Origin of the sequence: Jilunia laotingensis (assembly GCF_014385165.1) — a bacterium.
Lineage (GTDB): Bacteria > Bacteroidota > Bacteroidia > Bacteroidales > Bacteroidaceae > Bacteroides > Bacteroides laotingensis.
Genome location: NZ_JACRTF010000001.1, coordinates 3,767,564 through 3,787,252, shown reverse-complemented (window position 1 = coordinate 3,787,252; position 19,689 = coordinate 3,767,564). Strand labels below are relative to the sequence as shown.

Sequence of the window (19,689 nt, the reverse complement as noted above, 5' to 3'; positions counted from 1 at the left end):
CTTTATGTATTCCCCCTAAAATACGGTTTGACGGCCAAAACGGGGGAAATATCCACACTAAGATATGGCGAAGATACAAAATATTTCAGAAATTCACCCTACTTTAGGGTTTCCAGAATTCGATATTCTGGAAAAATATCGTAAGAGTTTTCATGCGAGTGAACTTGGCAGTCTTCATTCCGTGTTTCCATTCGAGAGTATAGCCAAAGAGACAGGCCTTTCACAATCCCGCTTGGGTCGCAGGAACTGTTTCAGTCCTTCCGCGAAGATAGCCCTTATGGTACTGAAGTCTTATACCGGATTCTCTGACAGGTTATTGGTAGAACATCTTAACGGAAACATACACTATCAGTTGTTCTGTGGTATCATGATAGACCCGTCCTGCCCTATAACGAACTACAAGATAATCAGTGCTGTCCGTAATGAGATAGCATCCCGTCTTGACATCGACTCCCTTCAGAAAATCCTTGCCTCACACTGGAAGCCTTATCTTGAGAACCTTCACGTATGTATGACCGATGCCACATGCTATGAAAGTCATATGCGTTTCCCTACGGACATGAAGCTCCTTTGGGAAAGCGTCGAATGGCTCTACCGGCATGTCTGCATACATTGTGGGCAACTCGGCATAAGGCGTCCCCGTAACAAATATGCGGATGTTGCGGTATCCTATCTATCCTATTGCAAGAAAAGAAAGAGGAAGGCTTCGAGGACAAGAATGCTGAAGCATCGCATGATCAGACTCCTGGAAAAACTCATCATACAACGGGATGACATTCACAGAGAACACGGCTCTTCACTCACATATACACAGGATTATCAGAAACGGCTTTCCATCATCAGAAAGGTCCTTGTACAGGAAAAGGAACTCTTTGAAGGCAGGAAGGTCAGTGACCGTATTGTCAGTATTGACCGTCATTACGTACGCCCTATCGTAAGGGGCAAGGAGACAAAATCTGTCGAGTTCGGTGCAAAGGCTAATAACATACAGATAGACGGAATCTCGTTCATCGAGCACATCTCTTTCAAGGCATTCAATGAGGGCATACGTCTGAAAGACTGTATCCGTATGCATCAGAAGTTGATGAATGTAAGGGTCAGGTGTGTGGCCGCCGATTCCATATACGCCAATAATGCCAACAGGAAGTTCTGTACAAAATATGGGATATCAACCTCCTTTGTACGCAAGGGAAGGGCTGCAAAGGACGAGGCGGTGAGGAAGGTTCTCAGGAGTGAACTCTCGAGGGAAAGAGCCACCAGGCTTGAAGGCAGTTTCGGTACGCAAAAACAGCATTACTCGCTATCGAAAGTCAAAGCACGGAACAGGAAAACAGAAATCCTGTGGATTTTCTTTGGGATACATACGGCAAACGCCATATTGATGATTGATAAAATCAAAAACGGACAGAAGAAAGCTGCATAGCATAAGTATAAAGAATCTGTTAGAAGAAGTCTCAGGCTTCTTCCGGAACATCGTGCCCAAAAGGAGAAGATTTTAGGTCAGAGAGAAAAAATAGACAATAAAAATGGCATATGAGATGATATTAGTAAGTCATCTTCATATGCCATATTACTTTTAAAGACATTTACTGAATGTCCCTACTTAATACATAGTCATACACCAAATGATTATATGCTAATTTGATACGATCATACGTTTTGTATCGATTATACGACCATCAACAACCAAAGAATATATATATAGTCCGCTAGTCCAATTAGAAGTATTTATATCAATACGATTTTCACCAATTGAAATAACAGGAATTTCTTGTACTAACACTCCCATCAGATTATATAAATGAATATATGCATTTCTCATCCCTTCAGGTATAATACAAGGAATGGTAGTTATTGAACGAGCAGGACTAGGATAATTCTGATATAACTTTGGTAAGTCTTTATCTAAGCCTAAGCCCATGTCATTTCCAATACCCTCCTCTCCATCTATTATAGACCTTATCTGTATTTTTGGTGCGAAACCATTATATATTCTTAGAGTACTTCCTTGTTCTGCAGTAAAACCTGGGACTATTCGAATTGACTCATAGCCATTCATAATTACATTAGCACCACTTTTTATAATGACATCTTCAACAAATAAGGTTGAATGATTATAAGTTTTATTAGAAGTTATAGTGACATTTTTTATATTACCATCAAATGGAGGTGGAGCTGGCGTCTCTCTCTTAATTGTTACTGTTCTAGTATTACCTAATACATCTCCATACCCAATAGGAGTAACTGAAATCTTTTGCCCATTTCCTGTAGTAGCATCGTAGTTGATTTTCACAGTTCTTTGACCTGTAAATGTACCTCTACCCCACGATTCTGGAGTATCCCATCTATAACCATAAATTTTAAGATGCGTAATAGGATATTCTAAATCATTTACACTACATTCAATAACGCCAGACTGCCCCAAAGGAAGACTAATTACATCATTAGTAACTATATTTCCGTTACATCTAAAATCGGTTATGTGCATATCTTTAACACTATTTATGTCCACCTCCAAACGTACTGTATGCATGCCAGCAACCGTTGCAGTTATTATTCCTTTTTCTGGAGAATCATCCCAAATAATTACAACAATATTTTCACCGACTGTTTGTGTAACAGAAGTTGGGCCTAATGGATTATTAAAACGTCCGTGAGTAACTTTCCATACTACTTTCGTAGAAAAATCTATTATGCCACTAAAATCCCCTGTATAACCTGTCAAAGATCCTCCATCTACTTTAACGGGGCCATTGATACCAAATGAAGAAAGAATTTTAATGTTACTGCATAATAGCAAAAATAAAATAATTCTAATTTTACTCATATTAATCATTTATTTTTAATTTCTTCTTTCAATTCATTAATTTCTTCCTGTTGTTTAATGACATACAAAGTTAATTCTTCTATTTTTTGGAGTAACAGAGCATTAGTCTCACCTAAACCAACACCATTTGCTTTCACATCTGCATCACTTGGAATACCTGGTAAAGTGCCCTTTTCTTCAATATGTTTTTTAACTTCACATAGCGTTGGAAGTTTATAATCTTTCTTGAAAACAAAGTCAGCCCAATCTGGCTTAACTATTATTTCTGCCGCACCAATAATGCCATTAACAGCCAATTTATATCCCTCAGTATTTGCAGTGCCAATTGAAATATTACCATTCGTTATTATAAAACTATTAGCTCTGATAGTACCATTTACATCAAGTTCCTTAAGTGGATTAGTAGTACCAATTCCAACTCTACCAAAAGAATCAATATGCATCCTTGGTCGTAATGATACTGTAGTTGTATCATGACTAGTAAGAAATTGTAAATAGGTTCCATACCATCCATTTCTGTATGCCCTTACTGCACTCATACCAGCATCTTTGAATTTAAAAACGATATCACGTTTACCTGATTCAAAATATGGTTTATTAGCTCCTTGTATTACCAATGCGGAATAAGTATTATTGGTGGTAGAGCCAATCGATAAACCATTTACACCTGTTCCACCTTCTTGAGCGCATATCGGATTTATAATACTCAACAACAGACATAATACTAAACCTAATAAAAAACGATCTTTCTTCTCATAACAGTAAATTAAAAAAATAAATATTAAATTTGAATATAGTAGGTAGGAATTACATTTTCAATCCACAATACTTATTATAATGTTATATTGGCATTTGATAAAATAAGTCTATATCTTTTGAAATATCAAAAATTTGTTCACTACAAGTTTATTTTTAGATATATAATTATACTAATTTCGATATTCACTACATCAAAAGTAGAATCAAGAAAAGTTCATCCTCTTCTTCCTCCTCAATTAGATATTATCATTCTTTTCGTATCACTGATGCTACCATCAATTATTAATGTATATAGATAAATACCTGCTGACCATTCTGATGCATCAACACAAATATTCCCCTTTCCAACAAAATCAATACTTTTCTTGAATATTACAATGCCAGATGAATTATAAATGTATATTTGAGCATCATTTGATTTTTCTGAAATATTACAAGACAAGGTTACTCTTTTTTCTGATAGAGTTGAAGTTAAACTATAAAATTCAGTATCTTTTTCATCATCTATATATCCTAAAGAGTTATCCAAATTACGAGTTTCAGATAATGAATAAACCCAAAATGGATCATTACATATTCTAACTTTACAACCTCGCTCAGTTTCAAAACCCGGGAGAATATGAACGGATTTATAGCCGTTAAAAGTAATGTTTGCCCTACTTCCAATAGCAAGATTCTTTAAAGCCAGATAAGTTCCTTCAAAATATTGATCATGCGATGCATTAAAAAAAACATCATTAATAACTACATCTCCAGATTGAATATATACATCCATAAAGGCATTATTTACTATCTCAATAGAACCTAAAGCATCGTTATCATCTTCATCCCATATCACATATATTTTATCACCAACATGCAAAGAAGGTTGAGTTAATGAATGTAAAGTAAAATCACCATTTGAGTCTCTTATTTTCCCATTAGTAACTTTCCATGTTACAGTGCCATAACTTCTCTGAATGCCTGTCGGTATATCATAACGATATATATATACTCTACCTGGATAAGGATATGCTTCCCCAGTTAAATTATAACCATCACCATAAGAACATACAAATGGGGAAAGCATCAAAAATACAATTATCAAATATTTGATATTCCTCATCATTTCTAATCTTTAATCTTTTGTTTCAATTCATCTATCTCTCTTTGCTGCTTAATAACATATAAAGTCAATTCTTCTATTTTCTGAAGTAAAAGTGCATTTACTTCTCCGACTTTTATACCATTAACCTTGACTTCTTCCTCCGATGGAACACCAGGGAGTGTCCCTTTCTCATTGATATGCTGTTCTACTTCATTCAATGTTGGAAGTTTATACTCTTTCTTGAAAACAAAATCTGCCCAATCAGGTTTAACTATTATTTCTGCTGCACCAATAATGCCATTAACGGCCAATTTATAGCCTTCAGTATTGACAGTACCGATCGCTACATTGCCATTCACTGATAAAGCATTTAAATCAGTAGCCGTATAATAATATGGATATCCAATATTTAATCCACCTTTAGGACCTATGATTACAGCAGAATATGATGCTTGATCTCTACATGTTTGTATAACAAAACGACGTTTACAACAATCATCATTGCTATTTACCAATGCAGGATATTCCCATATTTCATAACCATTAGATTTAACACCATAACCACCGGCATACGAGGCTGTAGAAATTTTCCAACGATGTGGTCCACCATTAACACCTTTATTACTTAAAATAAGAGATACATATGACTCATCATTTTGAGATTTTGCAGAGCCTATCAATTCTACATTTCCTTCGGAATCAGCCAACATTACTCTGTTCCAATTATTCCATAAATTAGTAGAAACATTTCCATTTCTATAAAATATTCCTTTATCATTGAAATTTAATTGATGATTCAGTCCAGCCGATCCATCATTCCAAGGAGCTATTGATAAATTAGTGGAAAATGTACCGTAATTTTCTAATCCAACCACAGACGTTTTTTTTAAATTAGCTCTGATTTCCCTTTTAAAAGAACTAGGAAGCTCATTGACATCTCTAGTATCATTCACAAAAAGACTTGTAGCTTGCTGTGAAGTTTGGGAAAATCCGTAAAAACAATAAAGAAAACACCAAAAGAAAACACAAATAAGCTTTTTCATAACAATGAATTTTTAAAAGTAAATATTAAGATTAATTACAGCGCAAGATAACTATTAATTTCATAATTAGCCCTGTTTTTATAATATTATTTTAATGATTAACAAAATTGTTTTATAACATTGTTATAGGGCAAACTTTTATTCTTAATTTTTCTGCGCTTACATACGACTAAATTAATTATAAACAATAAAGAATTACTATGAGGTAAATCTACAACCACATAACACAAGTCTTAAAGTTTACCATTGAATCAATTATTTTCAACTGAATATGGAATTTGAATACAATCACAAAAAGGCACATATTGAGCTATCTTTAACAATTAGTTACATACACATTGCCACCCCATTAAACTCTAAAAGAGTTCTTTGAAATAAATACCACAAAACTAGTGCATTCTTAGTAAGGGATAAGTTCTACTAAATTGTCCACAAGTGTGATCACTGTTATAATAACTTCAAAATGTAATATAAGATTCATCAGATAAGATACTAGTTACTTGTCAGAACAAAAAAGAATTTTTAATACTGCCCCTCAAATGGACACTTAGACTATCTAAGAATGCGATTTCAGACATAAATGCTCTTTTGATAATGTTTTACCCTAAACAATACTATCTCCAAAAAATCAGAATGATTAGATACTGCGGTGAAGAACAAGAATGGGAATTCACATGTATAATTAATGCAATGCATATTTCCACACTTTAAGTTGCCGAATTTTATAAAAAACGCCAGCAAGCCAAATTGCTTTTCAAAAACTTCCAAAAACATCTTAAAATCTAAAGATTAGATGATATTCAAAAAAATACAGTTCGAATACAAATATGTGCTACATATACACTTACTGCCTAATGACAACGTTTAACACGATATATAACTCAATAGCAATTTTCTAAGGATTAGTAACAAACAATTTCCAATTGATACAAACAAGTTTATGTTTTTTCATTAGTTCGTTTCCTAAATTTATTTCATTCATCTAAAATGTTGTGTCCTTCTTGAACTTCGATTTGTTATGCAAATCATTCATTTTCAACCCCTTCACATAATTTTCCTTTTTCAACCTGAAAATAGGCTACTTAACACACATGATAATCAAAAGGGTAAATAACCAAAGAATAAAGCCAACACGGGTAACTAATAATACCCAAATTATAATACAATCGAAAAAGAATTCAAATCTTTATAATTGAAGAAGCAGTTAGAAATTATACAAATCGCAAAAGGCCTAAACATCCTGTATTGCGCTAATTCATAAACATTCTCAAAAATTATCTAACACTATTTGCACTTAATTGTTCCATAAATCAACATACCTTCTTTATACAAAGAGAGAGATTTAGAAAATAGAGGGGAAATGGGTCTTTTATCATAGACTTATCACAAATAATATAAGTTTATTTGTCAGTCTTATAATATTTCCTTAGTTTTGTCAACTGAATAAATTGAATAGTAAAATTGTGATAAACAAAAAGATTTCATCTAAGATATTAACTGTCGCTCCCCATTATATAAAAACATTAGGCGGGATGTCTCATGTTATAAAAATGTACTCAGAAATATATGAAGATTTTCATTTTGTAGCAAGTACTCGTGATGGTAGCTTATTAGTTCGAATATTACAAACTATTTATGGATTAAGTTCTTATCTTTGGTTTATGCCCCAAAAAGATATAAAGATAGTGCATATCCACGGTGCTTCTAAAGGAAGTTTTTGGAGAAAAGCTATATTTATATATTTGGCAAAAATATTTAATAAGAAAGTAATATATCATATTCATGGCGGTGGTTTTAAAAATTTCTATAAAAAACATCCTTATTGTGTAAGACATACACTAAATAAATGCGATCTCATTATTGCTCTTTCTGAAAATTGGATGACTTTTTTTAAATCAATAATCACAAATCCTGAAAATGTCAAAATTATTGATAACATTATACCTAAACCTATAATTATCAACAACAAAAGGGCTCAAGAATATTGTTCTTTTTTATTTATGGGCCAAATTAATAAAGCAAAAGGTATTTATGACATATTGGAAGTTTTACGAGACAATAAGGCTGAATACAGCGGAAAGCTAAAATGCTTATTGGGGGGGATTGGAGAAATAGAAGAAGTACAAAAACAAATTAAAAAATTCGAACTAGAAGATTTAGTGTTTTGTTTAGGTTGGGTTAGCGGAGAAAAAAAACAAATGCTACTGGCTCAATCAGATGTTTATCTTTTACCATCATATTTTGAAGGATTGCCGATATCCATCCTTGAAGCAATGTCATATAAATTACCCATCATTGCAACAAATGTTGGAGGTATACCCGAAATCGTTTTAAATTCTCAAAATGGGTTGTTAATTACACCAGGAGATCAACAAGCATTAAAAGAAAGTATTGACAAAATGCTATTATCAGATTTACGACGAAAAGAAATGGGAGAGATCTCTTATCAATTGAGCAAGAAACACTTTCCAAATGAAATCGAAAAAAGACTAATCTTAATTTATGAAAATTTACTAAACAAATAATGCTTTTACAAATAACATGTTAGATAAATTACGATATTATTTAATCAGAGGAGGGGAAAAAATAAAAATTTTGAATCCTTATATTCTCTCCAAATTGATGTATTTTTTTAAATTTCACAAGTTTGCTGATATGAATCATCCACACGATTTAAATGAGAAATTGATGTGGTTAACTTTTCACACTGATATTCAAAAATGGACAAGATTAGCAGATAAATATTTAGTAAGAGAATATGTCATAAAGAAAAAACTGGAACATTTATTAGTAAAGTTGTATGGAGTCTATAGACATCCTTCTGAAATAGATTTTGATAAACTTCCAGAACAATTTGTTTTAAAAACAAATAATGGCTTTGGCTCTGTAATATTAGTAAACAATAAGCAAGATATCAAAAAAGAAGATATAATTTCATTATTGAATAAATGGATGAGACATCCTTTTGGGATCACATCTGCAGAACCGCATTATAGAGAAATAAAACAATGTGTTATAGCAGAAGAACTATTAACAAATAATCATAGAACTATTTCTTCTTCTATTATAGATTATAAATTTTGGTGCTTTAAAGGAAAAGCCAAATATTGCTTGACAGTATGTAATCGAAATTTTCAAAATCATAAAGTAGATTTAAATTTATATGAGTTACCAAATTGGACATCTCTGCATGAAGAAATTACATCTAAATATAAAAACAGCAGTAGAGTTCCTAAACCTGACTGTTTGGAGGAAATGATAAGGTATGCAGAAATTTTATCTGAAGATTTTGAAGTAGTAAGAGTAGATTTATATGTATCTAATTCAAAAGTTTATTTTGGAGAACTTACATTTACATCAAATGGATGCAGAATGGCGTATTTCTCACAAAAGATGTTAAATGAAATGGGAGACCAAATTACAGAATGTTGTAAATAATGGAAAGAAAGAAAAAAATAATGGCAGTATCATCTATTGGCGGACATTGGATACAACTTTTGAGAATAACAAAACCGTTGGAAAAAAAAATAAACGTTGTTTATGTATCTACAAATACCGGATGTGAAGCAATGGTCGAAAAAAGCAAATTCTACTGTATAAAAGATTTTAGTCGGTGGAATGCTTATTTATTATTACCAGTTTTCTTTTCTGCTATGAAATTAATCATAAAAGAATCGCCTGATGTAGTAATAAGCACAGGGGCAGCTCCAGGATTAATATTTTTATTTGCTGCAAAAATTTGTGGAAAAAAAACAGTTTGGATCGATAGCATTGCAAATATTCAGAAATTATCAATGAGTGGATACATTGCTTCCAAATTTTCATCATGCATTTACACACAATGGAACCATTTGTCTGATAAACATATAATTTACGCAGGAAACATTTTGGAGTAATTTTAATAAAATAATTATGATTTTAGTAACAATTGGTACACAAGCCCCATTTGATAGATTGATTAAAATAATTGATGATTTAGCTATAGATATTAATGAACCTGTCATTGCTCAAGTATATGGAGGTCAATATCAACCTCATAATATAAATACTGTTGATTTTTTATCTCCAAAAGAATTTGAAGAATTATTTGAAAAAGCTAGAATCATAATATCCCATGCTGGAATGGGAACCATTATATCTGCATTATTTAAAGAAAAGCCCATAATTATTTTTCCACGCCTTGCTTCTTTTCAAGAACATAGGAATGATCACCAACTACATACAGCAATGAAAATGAACGAATTAGGATATGCTTATGTCGCCTATGACCAAAAGCAATTAAAGGATCTATTACTAAATAACGATTTGAAAGTATTGCATCGTATAGGGGAAACCGCATCTACATCTCTTATTCAATCTATCGAACACTATATTGAAACAATATGAAAAAATATTATCAAACAAATAGATTTTTATTCAATTTCTATTCGGTGAAGGCAATTAATACAATTCTTTTGCGTTTAATAAATGGTAATGGATATTAAAATATAAAATGCTCATATCCTAATTTGATATTATTTGGAAGTTTTTTATTCATGCTGTTTTTGGAAATATGGAAAGTATAATTCAACAAGCCAGTGATATTTGTGATTCTTTGATCACAAGAAACAATATAACGGAATCAAATTCGTTATATAACGAAATGAATGTACATATTTTATTAAAAGATGCGCATCTAATGCGCCCTGCTTGTAAAATGGTTAAACGTGTATTTGATATCATAACTGCTCTAATAATTTTAGTGTTTGTTTTTCCGTGGGTTTATTTAATTATAGCATGTTGCATAAAAGTATGTATGCCGGGTCCTGTTATGTTTAAACAGAAACGAACTGGAAAAGATGGGAAAATCTTTATTTGTTATAAATTTAGGACTATGGATGCCAAAAATAGAGCGGACGAATACGTGGATCCACAAATGAACAAATATTCGTTAGGAAATTTTTTACGAACTACTAGTCTTGATGAACTACCTCAATTTTGGAATGTATTGAAAGGAGACATGTCTATTATAGGGCCTAGACCACATATGCTAGTGCATGATGAAGAATATATTAGCAAAATTGACATATATCCTCTGCGATATGCTGTAAAACCAGGTATAACTGGTTGGGCACAAGTAAATGGATTGCGTGGAGAAAGAGATATCAAAAGAGTAAAAATGCGTGTTGAATACGATTTGTGGTATATCCAACACTGGTCTGTATTATTGGATCTAAAAATTATGTTCCGCACAGTAGGAGTAATGATAAAAAAATAATCAATGCACACTTTTGCCAAATTACACAAACTATTTTTTATATGTCTTTTGTTGATTACAGAAAATGTTTGTACACAAAACCTACATACGTTTGTGGAATATGGAGCAACTGTACATACGGGAAATAATTCTCCTTTATGGTTAGTAAGTAATCAACATGGATTATCTTCAATAAAAGATAATACTTATTTACGTGGAAATGTATCTTATAACGATACATTACATTCATGGAAAATAGGAGGCCGGCTTGACATGGCTGTAGCAGCTGGCTTCACTTCAACATTTATACTTCACCAAGCATACGCAGATGTTCGCTATAAATGGATTGGTTTATGGGCAGGAAGTCGAGAAATAGACTCTCCCTTGTTAAATCAACAATTGAGCAGTGGTGGCCTCACTTGGTCAGGAAATGCTCGCCCCATACCTCAAGTTGCTATCGGAATATTTGATTACGTACATTTATCGCCTGGAATACAAGTGAAAGCTGAACTTTCTTTTGGCTGGTTTACAGATAATAAATACCAAGAAAAAAATGTCAGTAGTACACAATCTTATACTAAAAATATAAAATACCATCATAAGAGCTTTTTCTTTAGATTTGGAAAACCTTTAAGTCATTGGCAGATGGACATAGGCATGAGTTTAGATGACCAATTTGGAGGGTATAAGATTAGAGGTTTAGATGAAGGAAATTTAGGAAACGGATTGAAAGATTACTTTCATGCACTTATTCCTCGTAATGGAGGAGGAGAAGCTTGGTATCAAGGAAATTATATGGGTAGCGAACATTTAAAAATAACATATAAGCATAAAAACTTTTCTATAAGCGCATATTTAGAGAACTATTACGATGATTTTTCTGGTATGGGAAAGCAAAATGGACTAGATGGATTATGGGGCATAGAATATAAAACAAAACGTACCCAAGGAATTAATAATATTGTTCTAGAATATTATCAGACAACCAATCAAAGTGGCCCGATGCATGGACCTGAAAATTCTATTGTGAATAAAACAGGAGGAGCCGATGATTATTATAATAATACTTGGTATCCAGGCTGGGTACATTGGGGAATGGGAATAGGAAATCCTTTAATCGCGTCACCAATTTACAATAAAGACGGAATTTTATCATTCAAATACAATCGAGTTAAAGCTGTTCATTTGGGGTGGAGTGGCTATCTATGCAAAGAATGGACTTACCGCGCTAAATTATCTTTTAATAGAACATGGGGTACTCCTTTTAAACCAATTCCCGAAATATTAGAAAATTTCTCTACTTTTGCAGAGTTTAAATATATTCCTCAAAAATTGCAAGGGTGGTGTTTTACTGCATCGGCTGCATTTGATATAGGAGGTATTTATGGGGACAATTTAGGTTTCCAATTAAAAATTCGTAAAAATATCTGAAAATGAACTATATACAGACCGAAATTGATGGTGTTTGGCTCATAGAACCAGAAGTCTTTTCTGATAATAGAGGTTATTTCATGGAAGCTTTTAAAAAGCAGGAGTTTGAAACACATATCGGAAAAGTAAATTTTATCCAAGACAATGAATCAAAATCTTCTTTTGGGGTATTACGGGGATTACACTATCAAAGAGGAGAATATAGTCAAGCCAAATTAGTAAGAGTGATTATGGGGGAAGTATTAGATGTTGCAGTGGATTTGCGTCAAACATCACCAACCTTTGGTAAACACGTAAGTGTAGTACTTTCTGATAAAAACAAAAAGCAATTTTTTATTCCGAGAGGATTCGCTCATGGTTTTTTAGTATTGAGCAATGAAGCGATTTTCACTTACAAAGTAGATAATATATATAAACCTGATTCTGAATCAACTATATTATATTCTGACGATTTCTTAAAGATAGATTGGTCAATTGCAGAGAATCTATTAATTTTATCTGAAAAAGATAAGCATGCTAAATCCTTTAATGAAGCAGAATATTATATATAATCTTTTCCTATTAAATATATTAAAATCATGAAAATAGCAATTGTTGGTACTGGATATGTAGGTTTAGTTACAGGAACTTGTTTCGCTGAAATAGGAGTAGATGTTACTTGTGTTGATACAAATATCAATAAAATAGAGGCATTAAAAAAAGGTATTATTCCCATTTACGAACCAGGATTGGAAGAAATGGTTCTTCGAAATGCAAAATCTGACCGTTTAAAATTTACCACTTCTTTGGAGAGTTGTCTGAATGACGTTGAAGTTATTTTTAGTGCTGTAGGTACCCCTCCTGACGAAGACGGAAGTGCAGATTTGAGTTATGTACTTGAAGTAGCTCGTACCATTGGACGCTATATGAACAAATATAAACTGGTAGTAACCAAGAGTACTGTGCCGGTAGGAACTGCCCAAAAAGTACGCAAAGCAATTCAAGACGAACTGGATAAAAGGAAAGTTAATATTGAATTCGATGTGGCCTCCAATCCGGAATTCTTGAAAGAAGGAAATGCCATCAGTGATTTTATGAGTCCGGATCGTGTAGTTGTAGGGGTTGAATCCGTACGCGCTGAAAAGATCATGTCAAAGCTTTACAAACCTTTCTTATTGAACAATTTTCGAGTAATTTTCATGGATATTCCATCTGCTGAAATGACTAAATATGCAGCCAATTCAATGCTGGCAACTCGGATTAGTTTCATGAACGACATAGCCAATCTTTGCGAATTAGTAGGGGCAGATGTAAACATGGTTCGTAGTGGAATAGGCTCAGATACACGTATTGGACGTAAATTTCTTTATCCAGGTATAGGATACGGTGGTTCTTGCTTTCCAAAGGACGTAAAGGCTCTAATAAAAACAGCCGAACAAAACGGATATAAAATGCGTGTTTTGAAAGCCGTAGAAGAGGTAAATGAGATACAAAAAAGTATTTTATTTGAGAAACTCTTAAAACAGTTTGACGGAAATTTAAAAGGTAAAACAATAGCTCTTTGGGGGCTTGCCTTCAAACCAGAAACTGATGATATGCGAGAAGCTCCATCTTTGGTATTGATAGATAAACTTATAAAAGCAGGTTGTAGTATACGAGCATATGATCCAGCAGCTATGGAAGAATGTAAAAGAAGAGTAGGGGATAATACTATCTATTTTGCACGAGATATGTACGATGCTGTACTTGATGCGGATGCTTTATTGTTAGTAACAGAATGGAAAGAATTCCGTTTGCCTTCATGGGCAGTAATCAAAAAAACAATGTTACAGAAGATAGTTTTGGATGGTAGAAATATCTATGATAGAAAAGAAATGGAAGAACAAGGATTCATATATCATTATATTGGTAAATGAGAAGATTTTGTGTAATTTTGCACAAAACTAAATGAATGATCAGATATATCACAATTGTATTATTGATATTTTTGCTTGCAGCGTGTAACAATGCTCAAAAGCAAAATATTTCCGGACAGAGCGAAGACCTTACAGCAAAAGAGTTATTGCAAGGAATTTGGTTGGATGATGAAAGTGACAATCCCTTAATGCTCATAAAAGGAGATACCATATATTATACTGATACACAAAGTGCCCCGGTTTATTTTAAAATATTGAAAGATACTTTTTATACATATGGTAATGAATTGACACGATATTTGATAGACCGACAAACAGAATATTCTTTTTCATTTCATTCTATTTCCGATAATATCGTAAAACTTCATAAATCAGAAGATCCGAATGATTCATTGGCTTTTTCAGTAAAATCTGCTGAAGTAATTCCCATCTATACTGATGTTACTAAAAAGGATAGTGTAATAACACATAATGGAAACCGCTATAGGGCATATGTATATATAAACCCGTCCAAAATAAAGGTGATAAAAACAACCTATTCAGAAGACGGAATGAGTATGGACAATATCTATTATGATAATATTATGCATATTTGTATATATGAAGGGCGTACTTGCTTGTATGCAAGTGATATAACGAGACAAAATTTTGAGAAAATAATTTCTCCTGATTTTCTTCAACAATCTATTTTATCTGATATGGATTTCAAAGAGATTGACAACCAAGGATTCCATTATCAGGCTACAATATGCATTCCAGAAAGTTCTGTATGTAATATTATAAATCTCTTGGTTACATTTGATGGAAAACTGATTATTGATCCAATGAAATAATAATCAGTATACCATCTGTTATCACTATTTTTGTTTTGAGTTCCGGCTGTTATTTGATGAATGTTTACGAGATCCCCAGGACTTCTTATTATTACCATTACCTCTTACCCGAGGATTATATACAGGAGATTCACCTAGCTCAGAAGGAACCGGTATCTTATAAATACTTCTTTCTAAGAATTTTTCTATATTCTTGAAATTCGTTTGATCTTTTTCACTGACAAAGGTAATAGCTACCCCATCATTATTAGCTCTTGCAGTACGTCCAATACGATGAACATAATCTTCACTATCATGTGGCACATCAAAATTAATAACCAACCGAATATCATCAATATCAATTCCCCGAGATACAATATCGGTTGCTACCAATATATTAATTCTCCCGGATTTAAATTCATGCATGATAAATTCCCGCTGTGCCTGATCAAGATCCGAATGCATTTCACCCACGTTAAGTTTCATCATTTTCAGAGCTTTAGCAACTTCTTTGACTTTAATTTTAGATGAAGCGAAAATGATTACTCGTTCAGGAACTTCCTCAGCAAATAAACTACGTACAATTCCCAATTTCTGATTTTCATAACACATATATGCAGCCTGAATAATTTTTTCAGCAGGTTTAGAAACGGCTAATTTTACTTCAGCTGGATCATTCAGAATCGTTTTGGCTAGTTGTTGTATTTTTGCAGGCATCGTTGCAGAGAACATGATAGTCTGACGTTCTTTAGGAAGGTATTTCACAATTTGCATAATATCATCGTAAAATCCCATATCAAGCATACGGTCTGCTTCATCCAAAATAAAATATGAAACTTTGGAAAGATCAACATATCCCAAGCTAAGATGAGCTATTAAACGGCCAGGCGTAGCAATTACCACATCCGCTCCAAGTGTGAGACCTTTTTTTTGTTGCTCAAAAAGTATTCCATCATTTCCTCCATATACTGCTACGTTTGATATCGGCATAAAATAAGAAAAGCCTTCCATCTGCTGATCTATTTGTTGAGCTAATTCTCGGGTAGGAGACATAATCACACAATTGATAGAATCTTCCGGATGGTTTCCCTCTGAGAGTTTATTCAATATAGGTAATAAAAATGCCGCAGTCTTTCCAGTCCCGGTTTGGGCTACGGCAATTAAATCCCTGCCCTCAAGTATGACAGGAATAGCTTGCTCCTGTATTGGCGTACATTCATCAAACCGCATTGCATCAAGTGCTTCAAGTACACGGTCGTTTAATTTCAATTCGGAAAACTTCATTTCAATTAATTACTAATTACTAATAATAAAATTCTTTCAGTACCTAGAGTACTACATATTCAAATAGGAATCTTTAAAACCAAGAAAATAAAGTACACCATCTAAGCCTATGGTATTTATCGATTGTTTGGCATTGGCCACGACTTTTGGTTTGGCATGAAATGCAATTCCCAAACCTGCGATACCCAACATCGGGAGATCATTGGCACCATCACCTACAGCAATGGTTTGTGCGATATCTACTTTCTCAACTTGTGCTATCAAACGTAAAAGTTCAGCTTTCCGTTTACCGTCAACCACATCCCCCAAATAACGTCCGGTTAACTTTCCATCCACAATCTCCAATTCATTCGCATATACATAATCTATGCCATACTTCTGCTGAAGGTATTTTCCGAAATAGGTAAAGCCCCCACTTAAAATGGCTATTTTGTAACCGTACTTTTTCAATACATACATTAAACGATCCACTCCTTCAGTAATAGGAAGATTTTCCGCGATTTCTTGCATTACAGATTCATCTAGTCCCTTAAGTAAAGCAACTCGTTCTTTAAAACTCTCTGTAAAATCAATTTCACCCCGCATAGCGCGTTCTGTAATTTCTTTCACCTGATCGCCCACACCTGCACGTATAGCCAGTTCATCGATAACTTCGGTTTCAATTAATGTTGAATCCATGTCGAAACAGATCAATCGACGCATTCGGCGATACATATTATCAAGTTGGAAAGAGAAATCCATTTCAAGTTCACTCGCCAACTTCATCAAATGCTCTTGCATAATAATGCGGTCTTTTGGAGTGCCACGTACTGAAAACTCAATACAAGCACGTGTACGAGCTTCACATTCATTTAATGGAATCCGCCCCGTCAAACGTTTAATTGCATCAATATTCATACCCTGTTCAGCAAGGATACCTGTTGTTGCGGCAATTTGCTTTGCAGAAAGCTTACGGCCTAACAAAGTAAGAATATAGCGATTCTTACCTTGCATCTTAACCCAACTTTCATATTCTTCGGCCGTTATGGGATAAAAGCGAATAGTAACTCCTAAAGATGAAGCCTTGAATAGTAACTCTTTCATTATAAATCCGGAATGTTGCTCTTCGGTCATGCAAAGGATTCCAAGTGATAATGTATTATGAATATCCGCTTGCCCGATATCTAAAATAGTAGCGTCATATTTAGCCAATATCTCAGTTACAGATGCCGTTAATCCCGGACGATCTTCGCCCGTTATACGTATAAGTATGAGTTCAGTATTCGATAGTTGCATAATCAGTATAATTAATCCTGCAAAAATAGAGAAAAAAGCTGGTTTCTATGCTAAAGAACATAAAAAAATACGCCCAAAAAGTAAGATTTTTACTTGTTTATTTGGAAGATAATTTGATAAATACTTACCTTTGCACCCGATTTCTGAATTAAAGGCATTGACAATCAGTGGATTCCTCTCCATTTAATGCCGGAAAAGACGATGTTCTGGGGTGAAATCACTGTTTAAAAACAGTCCCGGATAGTATTAACCAAAACCGTATTACATGAAACATGTAAAGTGGATTTTTGTTGTATTACTAATTTGTTCTTTGACAGCCTTCGTTGAAAAAGATAAACCGACTGGAGGCTTGAGTGTGGGAGATGTAGCTCCTGATTTTAAAATCGAATCTACATCAGGGGTACAACACCCTCTTAAGTTGGCTGATTTCAAAGGCCGATATGTGTTGTTAAGTTTTTGGGCAAGTTATGATGCGCAGTCTCGAATGCAAAATGTTAGTTTAAATAACATACTCCGCGGTGCCCAAAATTTGGAAATGGTTTCCATATCGTTTGATGAATATCATTCGATTTTTGAAGAAACTATTCGTAAGGATCAAATAGTTACGCCTACATGTTTCGTGGAAACCAAAGGCGAAGATTCCGGTTTATTTAAGAAATACCGTTTGAACCGTGGATTCACTAACTATTTATTAGATGGAAATGGTGTTATTATTGCCAAAAACATCTCTGCTGCAGATCTTTCTGCCTATGTAAATGAAATCGGATAACATACTGATGAATCTTTAAGCATAGGATGAAAGTGGAAATTTCCGGATACACAGAGTTTGAATCTATGCATATCCGTAAATAGACAAAAGAGGAAATTAATACAACAAAAAGAAGTCCCGCAAATGCTTAATAGAAGCAAGCGGGACTTTTTTATTTTTTCGATATAAACCCTTACTTTGGGGCTTTTTTGTATAAATAGAATGCTATAAATGTATACAATATGTTAGGTATCCAAACCGCTATCATCGGTGGCACATTTCCGTTTACAGCGAAGGTAGAAGTTATAGTCTGGAACAGAATATACGAAAAGCTAAGTCCCAATCCGATACCTAGATGAAGTCCCATGCCACCTTTCGTTTTTCTGGATGAAAGCGATAGTCCTATTACAGTCAATATGAATGAAGCAAAAGACATAGCTATACGTTTATGATATTCTATCTCAAATTCTTTAATATTTGCAAATCCACGTCGCCTCTGTTTATCAATATATTCACTTAGCTCCGGACTAGTAAGCATTTCCTGCTGATTCTTCATTATAAGAAAATCTGAGGGATCCATGTTTATAATAGAATCTATCCGTTCTCCTTTAATAATTCTCTCTTTCAATCCGTCCAATTCACGTATCATATAATCATGAATAGTCCATTTATTAACAGTAGTAGTATCATACACTATTTTCCGTGCAGTAAGATGAGAGACCAATTTCTTATCGACAAATTTATCTAAAGAAAAACGATTCCCGGTTTTATCATAATCCCGATAGTTATCAATATAAGCAATAACTCCACTGTCGACCTCAAGCTGCACATTACGTACACTAGTTTTCTTTTTGGGCTTCACATATCTATCTTCAAAATTAAGACGAGTAACGCTACCTTTTGGAATAACATAGGATCCTAATGTATACGTAGTTATAGCAATTACGGCAGCTGAAATCATATAGGGACGCATCAAGCGTTTAAAACTCATCCCCGTAGAGAACATTGCAATAATCTCCGAATTTTCAGCCAACTTTGATGTAAAAAAGATAACAGCAATAAAAACGAATAATGGACTGAATAAATTCGCAAAATAGGGAATGAAATTCATATAATAATCAAAGACGATGGCAGACCATGGGGCTTCACGCTCCATAAACTTATCCATTTTCTCATTGAAGTCAAATACCACCGCAATTGAGATAATCAGTGCGATAGCAAAGACGTAAGTACCCAAGAATTTCTTAATGATATACCAGTCGAGCAGTTTGATAAATCGGTTACTTCTCATT

At 33.7% G+C, this 19,689-nt stretch carries 18 protein-coding genes; 11 read left to right on the top strand and 7 right to left on the bottom strand.

Annotation, left to right across the window (positions count from 1 at the left end; all coding sequences use genetic code 11):
• Positions 1 to 64: 64 nt before the first annotated feature.
• Positions 65 to 1,423, top strand: a complete 1,359-nt coding sequence (locus H8744_RS14700) for a transposase (RefSeq protein WP_262435550.1) — start codon at positions 65 to 67, stop codon at positions 1,421 to 1,423.
• 213 nt (positions 1,424 to 1,636) lie between these two features.
• Here the strand turns inward: H8744_RS14700 and H8744_RS14695 are convergent, their stop codons facing one another.
• From H8744_RS14695 to H8744_RS14680, 4 genes are all read right to left on the bottom strand, one after another.
• Positions 1,637 to 2,827: a T9SS type A sorting domain-containing protein gene (locus H8744_RS14695; protein WP_262435549.1), complete on the bottom strand. Its 1,191-nt coding sequence runs from the start codon at positions 2,825 to 2,827 to the stop codon at positions 1,637 to 1,639.
• A 5-nt stretch (positions 2,828 to 2,832) separates the two neighbouring features.
• Positions 2,833 to 3,537, bottom strand: coding sequence for a hypothetical protein (locus tag H8744_RS14690; RefSeq protein ID WP_262435548.1), 705 nt, complete (start codon positions 3,535 to 3,537; stop codon positions 2,833 to 2,835).
• 281 nt (positions 3,538 to 3,818) lie between these two features.
• Positions 3,819 to 4,694 carry a T9SS type A sorting domain-containing protein gene (locus tag H8744_RS14685; RefSeq protein ID WP_262435547.1) on the bottom strand — a complete coding sequence of 292 codons (876 nt, stop codon included), beginning with the start codon at positions 4,692 to 4,694 and terminating at the stop codon, positions 3,819 to 3,821.
• A 2-nt stretch (positions 4,695 to 4,696) separates the two neighbouring features.
• On the bottom strand, positions 4,697 to 5,716 hold the full coding sequence (locus H8744_RS14680; protein WP_262435546.1) for a hypothetical protein: 1,020 nt from the start codon (positions 5,714 to 5,716) through the stop codon (positions 4,697 to 4,699).
• 1,463 nt (positions 5,717 to 7,179) lie between these two features.
• Here H8744_RS14680 and H8744_RS19080 point away from each other — a divergent pair.
• The 9 genes from H8744_RS19080 to H8744_RS14635 all read left to right on the top strand — a co-directional run bounded on the left by H8744_RS19080 (position 7,180) and on the right by H8744_RS14635 (position 15,111).
• Positions 7,180 to 8,241 carry a glycosyltransferase gene (locus tag H8744_RS19080; RefSeq protein WP_262435545.1) on the top strand — a complete coding sequence of 354 codons (1,062 nt, stop codon included), beginning with the start codon at positions 7,180 to 7,182 and terminating at the stop codon, positions 8,239 to 8,241.
• A gap of 16 nt (positions 8,242 to 8,257) precedes the next feature.
• Complete coding sequence (locus H8744_RS14670; RefSeq protein WP_262435544.1) at positions 8,258 to 9,154, top strand: ATP-grasp fold amidoligase family protein; 897 nt, start codon at positions 8,258 to 8,260, stop codon at positions 9,152 to 9,154.
• Positions 9,154 to 9,612: a glycosyltransferase family protein gene (locus H8744_RS14665; RefSeq protein ID WP_262435543.1), complete on the top strand. Its 459-nt coding sequence runs from the start codon at positions 9,154 to 9,156 to the stop codon at positions 9,610 to 9,612. Before H8744_RS14670 ends, H8744_RS14665 begins: the two co-directional genes overlap by 1 nt.
• Positions 9,613 to 9,628: 16 nt before the next feature.
• The gene (locus tag H8744_RS14660) at positions 9,629 to 10,102 is read left to right on the top strand and encodes a glycosyltransferase (RefSeq protein ID WP_262435542.1); all 474 of its coding nucleotides are present in this window, start codon (positions 9,629 to 9,631) and stop codon (positions 10,100 to 10,102) included.
• A 166-nt stretch (positions 10,103 to 10,268) separates the two neighbouring features.
• On the top strand, positions 10,269 to 10,973 hold the full coding sequence (locus tag H8744_RS14655) for a sugar transferase (protein ID WP_262435541.1): 705 nt from the start codon (positions 10,269 to 10,271) through the stop codon (positions 10,971 to 10,973).
• A gap of 3 nt (positions 10,974 to 10,976) precedes the next feature.
• The gene (locus tag H8744_RS14650; protein ID WP_305067387.1) at positions 10,977 to 12,383 is read left to right on the top strand and encodes a capsule assembly Wzi family protein; all 1,407 of its coding nucleotides are present in this window, start codon (positions 10,977 to 10,979) and stop codon (positions 12,381 to 12,383) included.
• A gap of 2 nt (positions 12,384 to 12,385) precedes the next feature.
• Positions 12,386 to 12,934 carry a dTDP-4-dehydrorhamnose 3,5-epimerase gene (rfbC, locus tag H8744_RS14645; protein WP_262435539.1) on the top strand — a complete coding sequence of 183 codons (549 nt, stop codon included), beginning with the start codon at positions 12,386 to 12,388 and terminating at the stop codon, positions 12,932 to 12,934.
• A gap of 27 nt (positions 12,935 to 12,961) precedes the next feature.
• Positions 12,962 to 14,278, top strand: a complete 1,317-nt coding sequence (locus H8744_RS14640; RefSeq protein WP_262435538.1) for a UDP-glucose dehydrogenase family protein — start codon at positions 12,962 to 12,964, stop codon at positions 14,276 to 14,278.
• 35 nt (positions 14,279 to 14,313) lie between these two features.
• On the top strand, positions 14,314 to 15,111 hold the full coding sequence (locus H8744_RS14635) for a DUF4738 domain-containing protein (protein WP_262435537.1): 798 nt from the start codon (positions 14,314 to 14,316) through the stop codon (positions 15,109 to 15,111).
• A 24-nt stretch (positions 15,112 to 15,135) separates the two neighbouring features.
• On the opposite strand, the gene H8744_RS14630 is transcribed toward H8744_RS14635, so the two are convergent.
• Together H8744_RS14630 and serB are read right to left on the bottom strand one after the other, a co-directional pair.
• A complete protein-coding gene (locus H8744_RS14630) occupies positions 15,136 to 16,374 on the bottom strand; it encodes a DEAD/DEAH box helicase (RefSeq protein ID WP_262435536.1) in 1,239 nt (412 codons plus the stop codon).
• A gap of 51 nt (positions 16,375 to 16,425) precedes the next feature.
• Positions 16,426 to 17,649, bottom strand: coding sequence for a phosphoserine phosphatase SerB (gene serB, locus H8744_RS14625; RefSeq protein ID WP_262435535.1), 1,224 nt, complete (start codon positions 17,647 to 17,649; stop codon positions 16,426 to 16,428).
• Positions 17,650 to 17,914: 265 nt separating this feature from the next.
• On the opposite strand from serB, the gene H8744_RS14620 reads away from it, so the two are divergent.
• Positions 17,915 to 18,418 carry a peroxiredoxin family protein gene (locus H8744_RS14620; protein ID WP_262435534.1) on the top strand — a complete coding sequence of 168 codons (504 nt, stop codon included), beginning with the start codon at positions 17,915 to 17,917 and terminating at the stop codon, positions 18,416 to 18,418.
• A 172-nt stretch (positions 18,419 to 18,590) separates the two neighbouring features.
• Here H8744_RS14620 and H8744_RS14615 read toward each other — a convergent pair whose 3' ends face one another.
• A complete protein-coding gene (locus H8744_RS14615) occupies positions 18,591 to 19,688 on the bottom strand; it encodes an LptF/LptG family permease (protein WP_262435533.1) in 1,098 nt (365 codons plus the stop codon).
• Between the last annotated feature and the right edge of the window lies 1 nt (position 19,689).

Excerpts from the sequence above, each read along its gene's own strand:
- H8744_RS14700 (WP_262435550.1), top strand. The coding sequence starts at position 65 with ATGGCGAAGATACAAAATATTTCAGAAATTCACCCTACTTTAGGGTTT.
- H8744_RS14695 (WP_262435549.1), bottom strand. The coding sequence starts at position 2,827 with ATGAGTAAAATTAGAATTATTTTATTTTTGCTATTATGCAGTAACATT.
- H8744_RS14685 (WP_262435547.1), bottom strand. The coding sequence starts at position 4,694 with ATGATGAGGAATATCAAATATTTGATAATTGTATTTTTGATGCTTTCC.
- H8744_RS14680 (WP_262435546.1), bottom strand. The coding sequence starts at position 5,716 with ATGAAAAAGCTTATTTGTGTTTTCTTTTGGTGTTTTCTTTATTGTTTT.
- H8744_RS14670 (WP_262435544.1), top strand. The coding sequence starts at position 8,258 with ATGTTAGATAAATTACGATATTATTTAATCAGAGGAGGGGAAAAAATA.
- H8744_RS14665 (WP_262435543.1), top strand. The coding sequence starts at position 9,154 with ATGGAAAGAAAGAAAAAAATAATGGCAGTATCATCTATTGGCGGACAT.
- H8744_RS14660 (WP_262435542.1), top strand. The coding sequence starts at position 9,629 with ATGATTTTAGTAACAATTGGTACACAAGCCCCATTTGATAGATTGATT.
- H8744_RS14655 (WP_262435541.1), top strand. The coding sequence starts at position 10,269 with ATGGAAAGTATAATTCAACAAGCCAGTGATATTTGTGATTCTTTGATC.
- H8744_RS14650 (WP_305067387.1), top strand. The coding sequence starts at position 10,977 with ATGCACACTTTTGCCAAATTACACAAACTATTTTTTATATGTCTTTTG.
- rfbC (WP_262435539.1), top strand. The coding sequence starts at position 12,386 with ATGAACTATATACAGACCGAAATTGATGGTGTTTGGCTCATAGAACCA.
- H8744_RS14640 (WP_262435538.1), top strand. The coding sequence starts at position 12,962 with ATGAAAATAGCAATTGTTGGTACTGGATATGTAGGTTTAGTTACAGGA.
- H8744_RS14635 (WP_262435537.1), top strand. The coding sequence starts at position 14,314 with ATGATCAGATATATCACAATTGTATTATTGATATTTTTGCTTGCAGCG.
- H8744_RS14630 (WP_262435536.1), bottom strand. The coding sequence starts at position 16,374 with ATGAAGTTTTCCGAATTGAAATTAAACGACCGTGTACTTGAAGCACTT.
- serB (WP_262435535.1), bottom strand. The coding sequence starts at position 17,649 with ATGCAACTATCGAATACTGAACTCATACTTATACGTATAACGGGCGAA.
- H8744_RS14620 (WP_262435534.1), top strand. The coding sequence starts at position 17,915 with ATGAAACATGTAAAGTGGATTTTTGTTGTATTACTAATTTGTTCTTTG.
- H8744_RS14615 (WP_262435533.1), bottom strand. The coding sequence starts at position 19,688 with ATGAGAAGTAACCGATTTATCAAACTGCTCGACTGGTATATCATTAAG.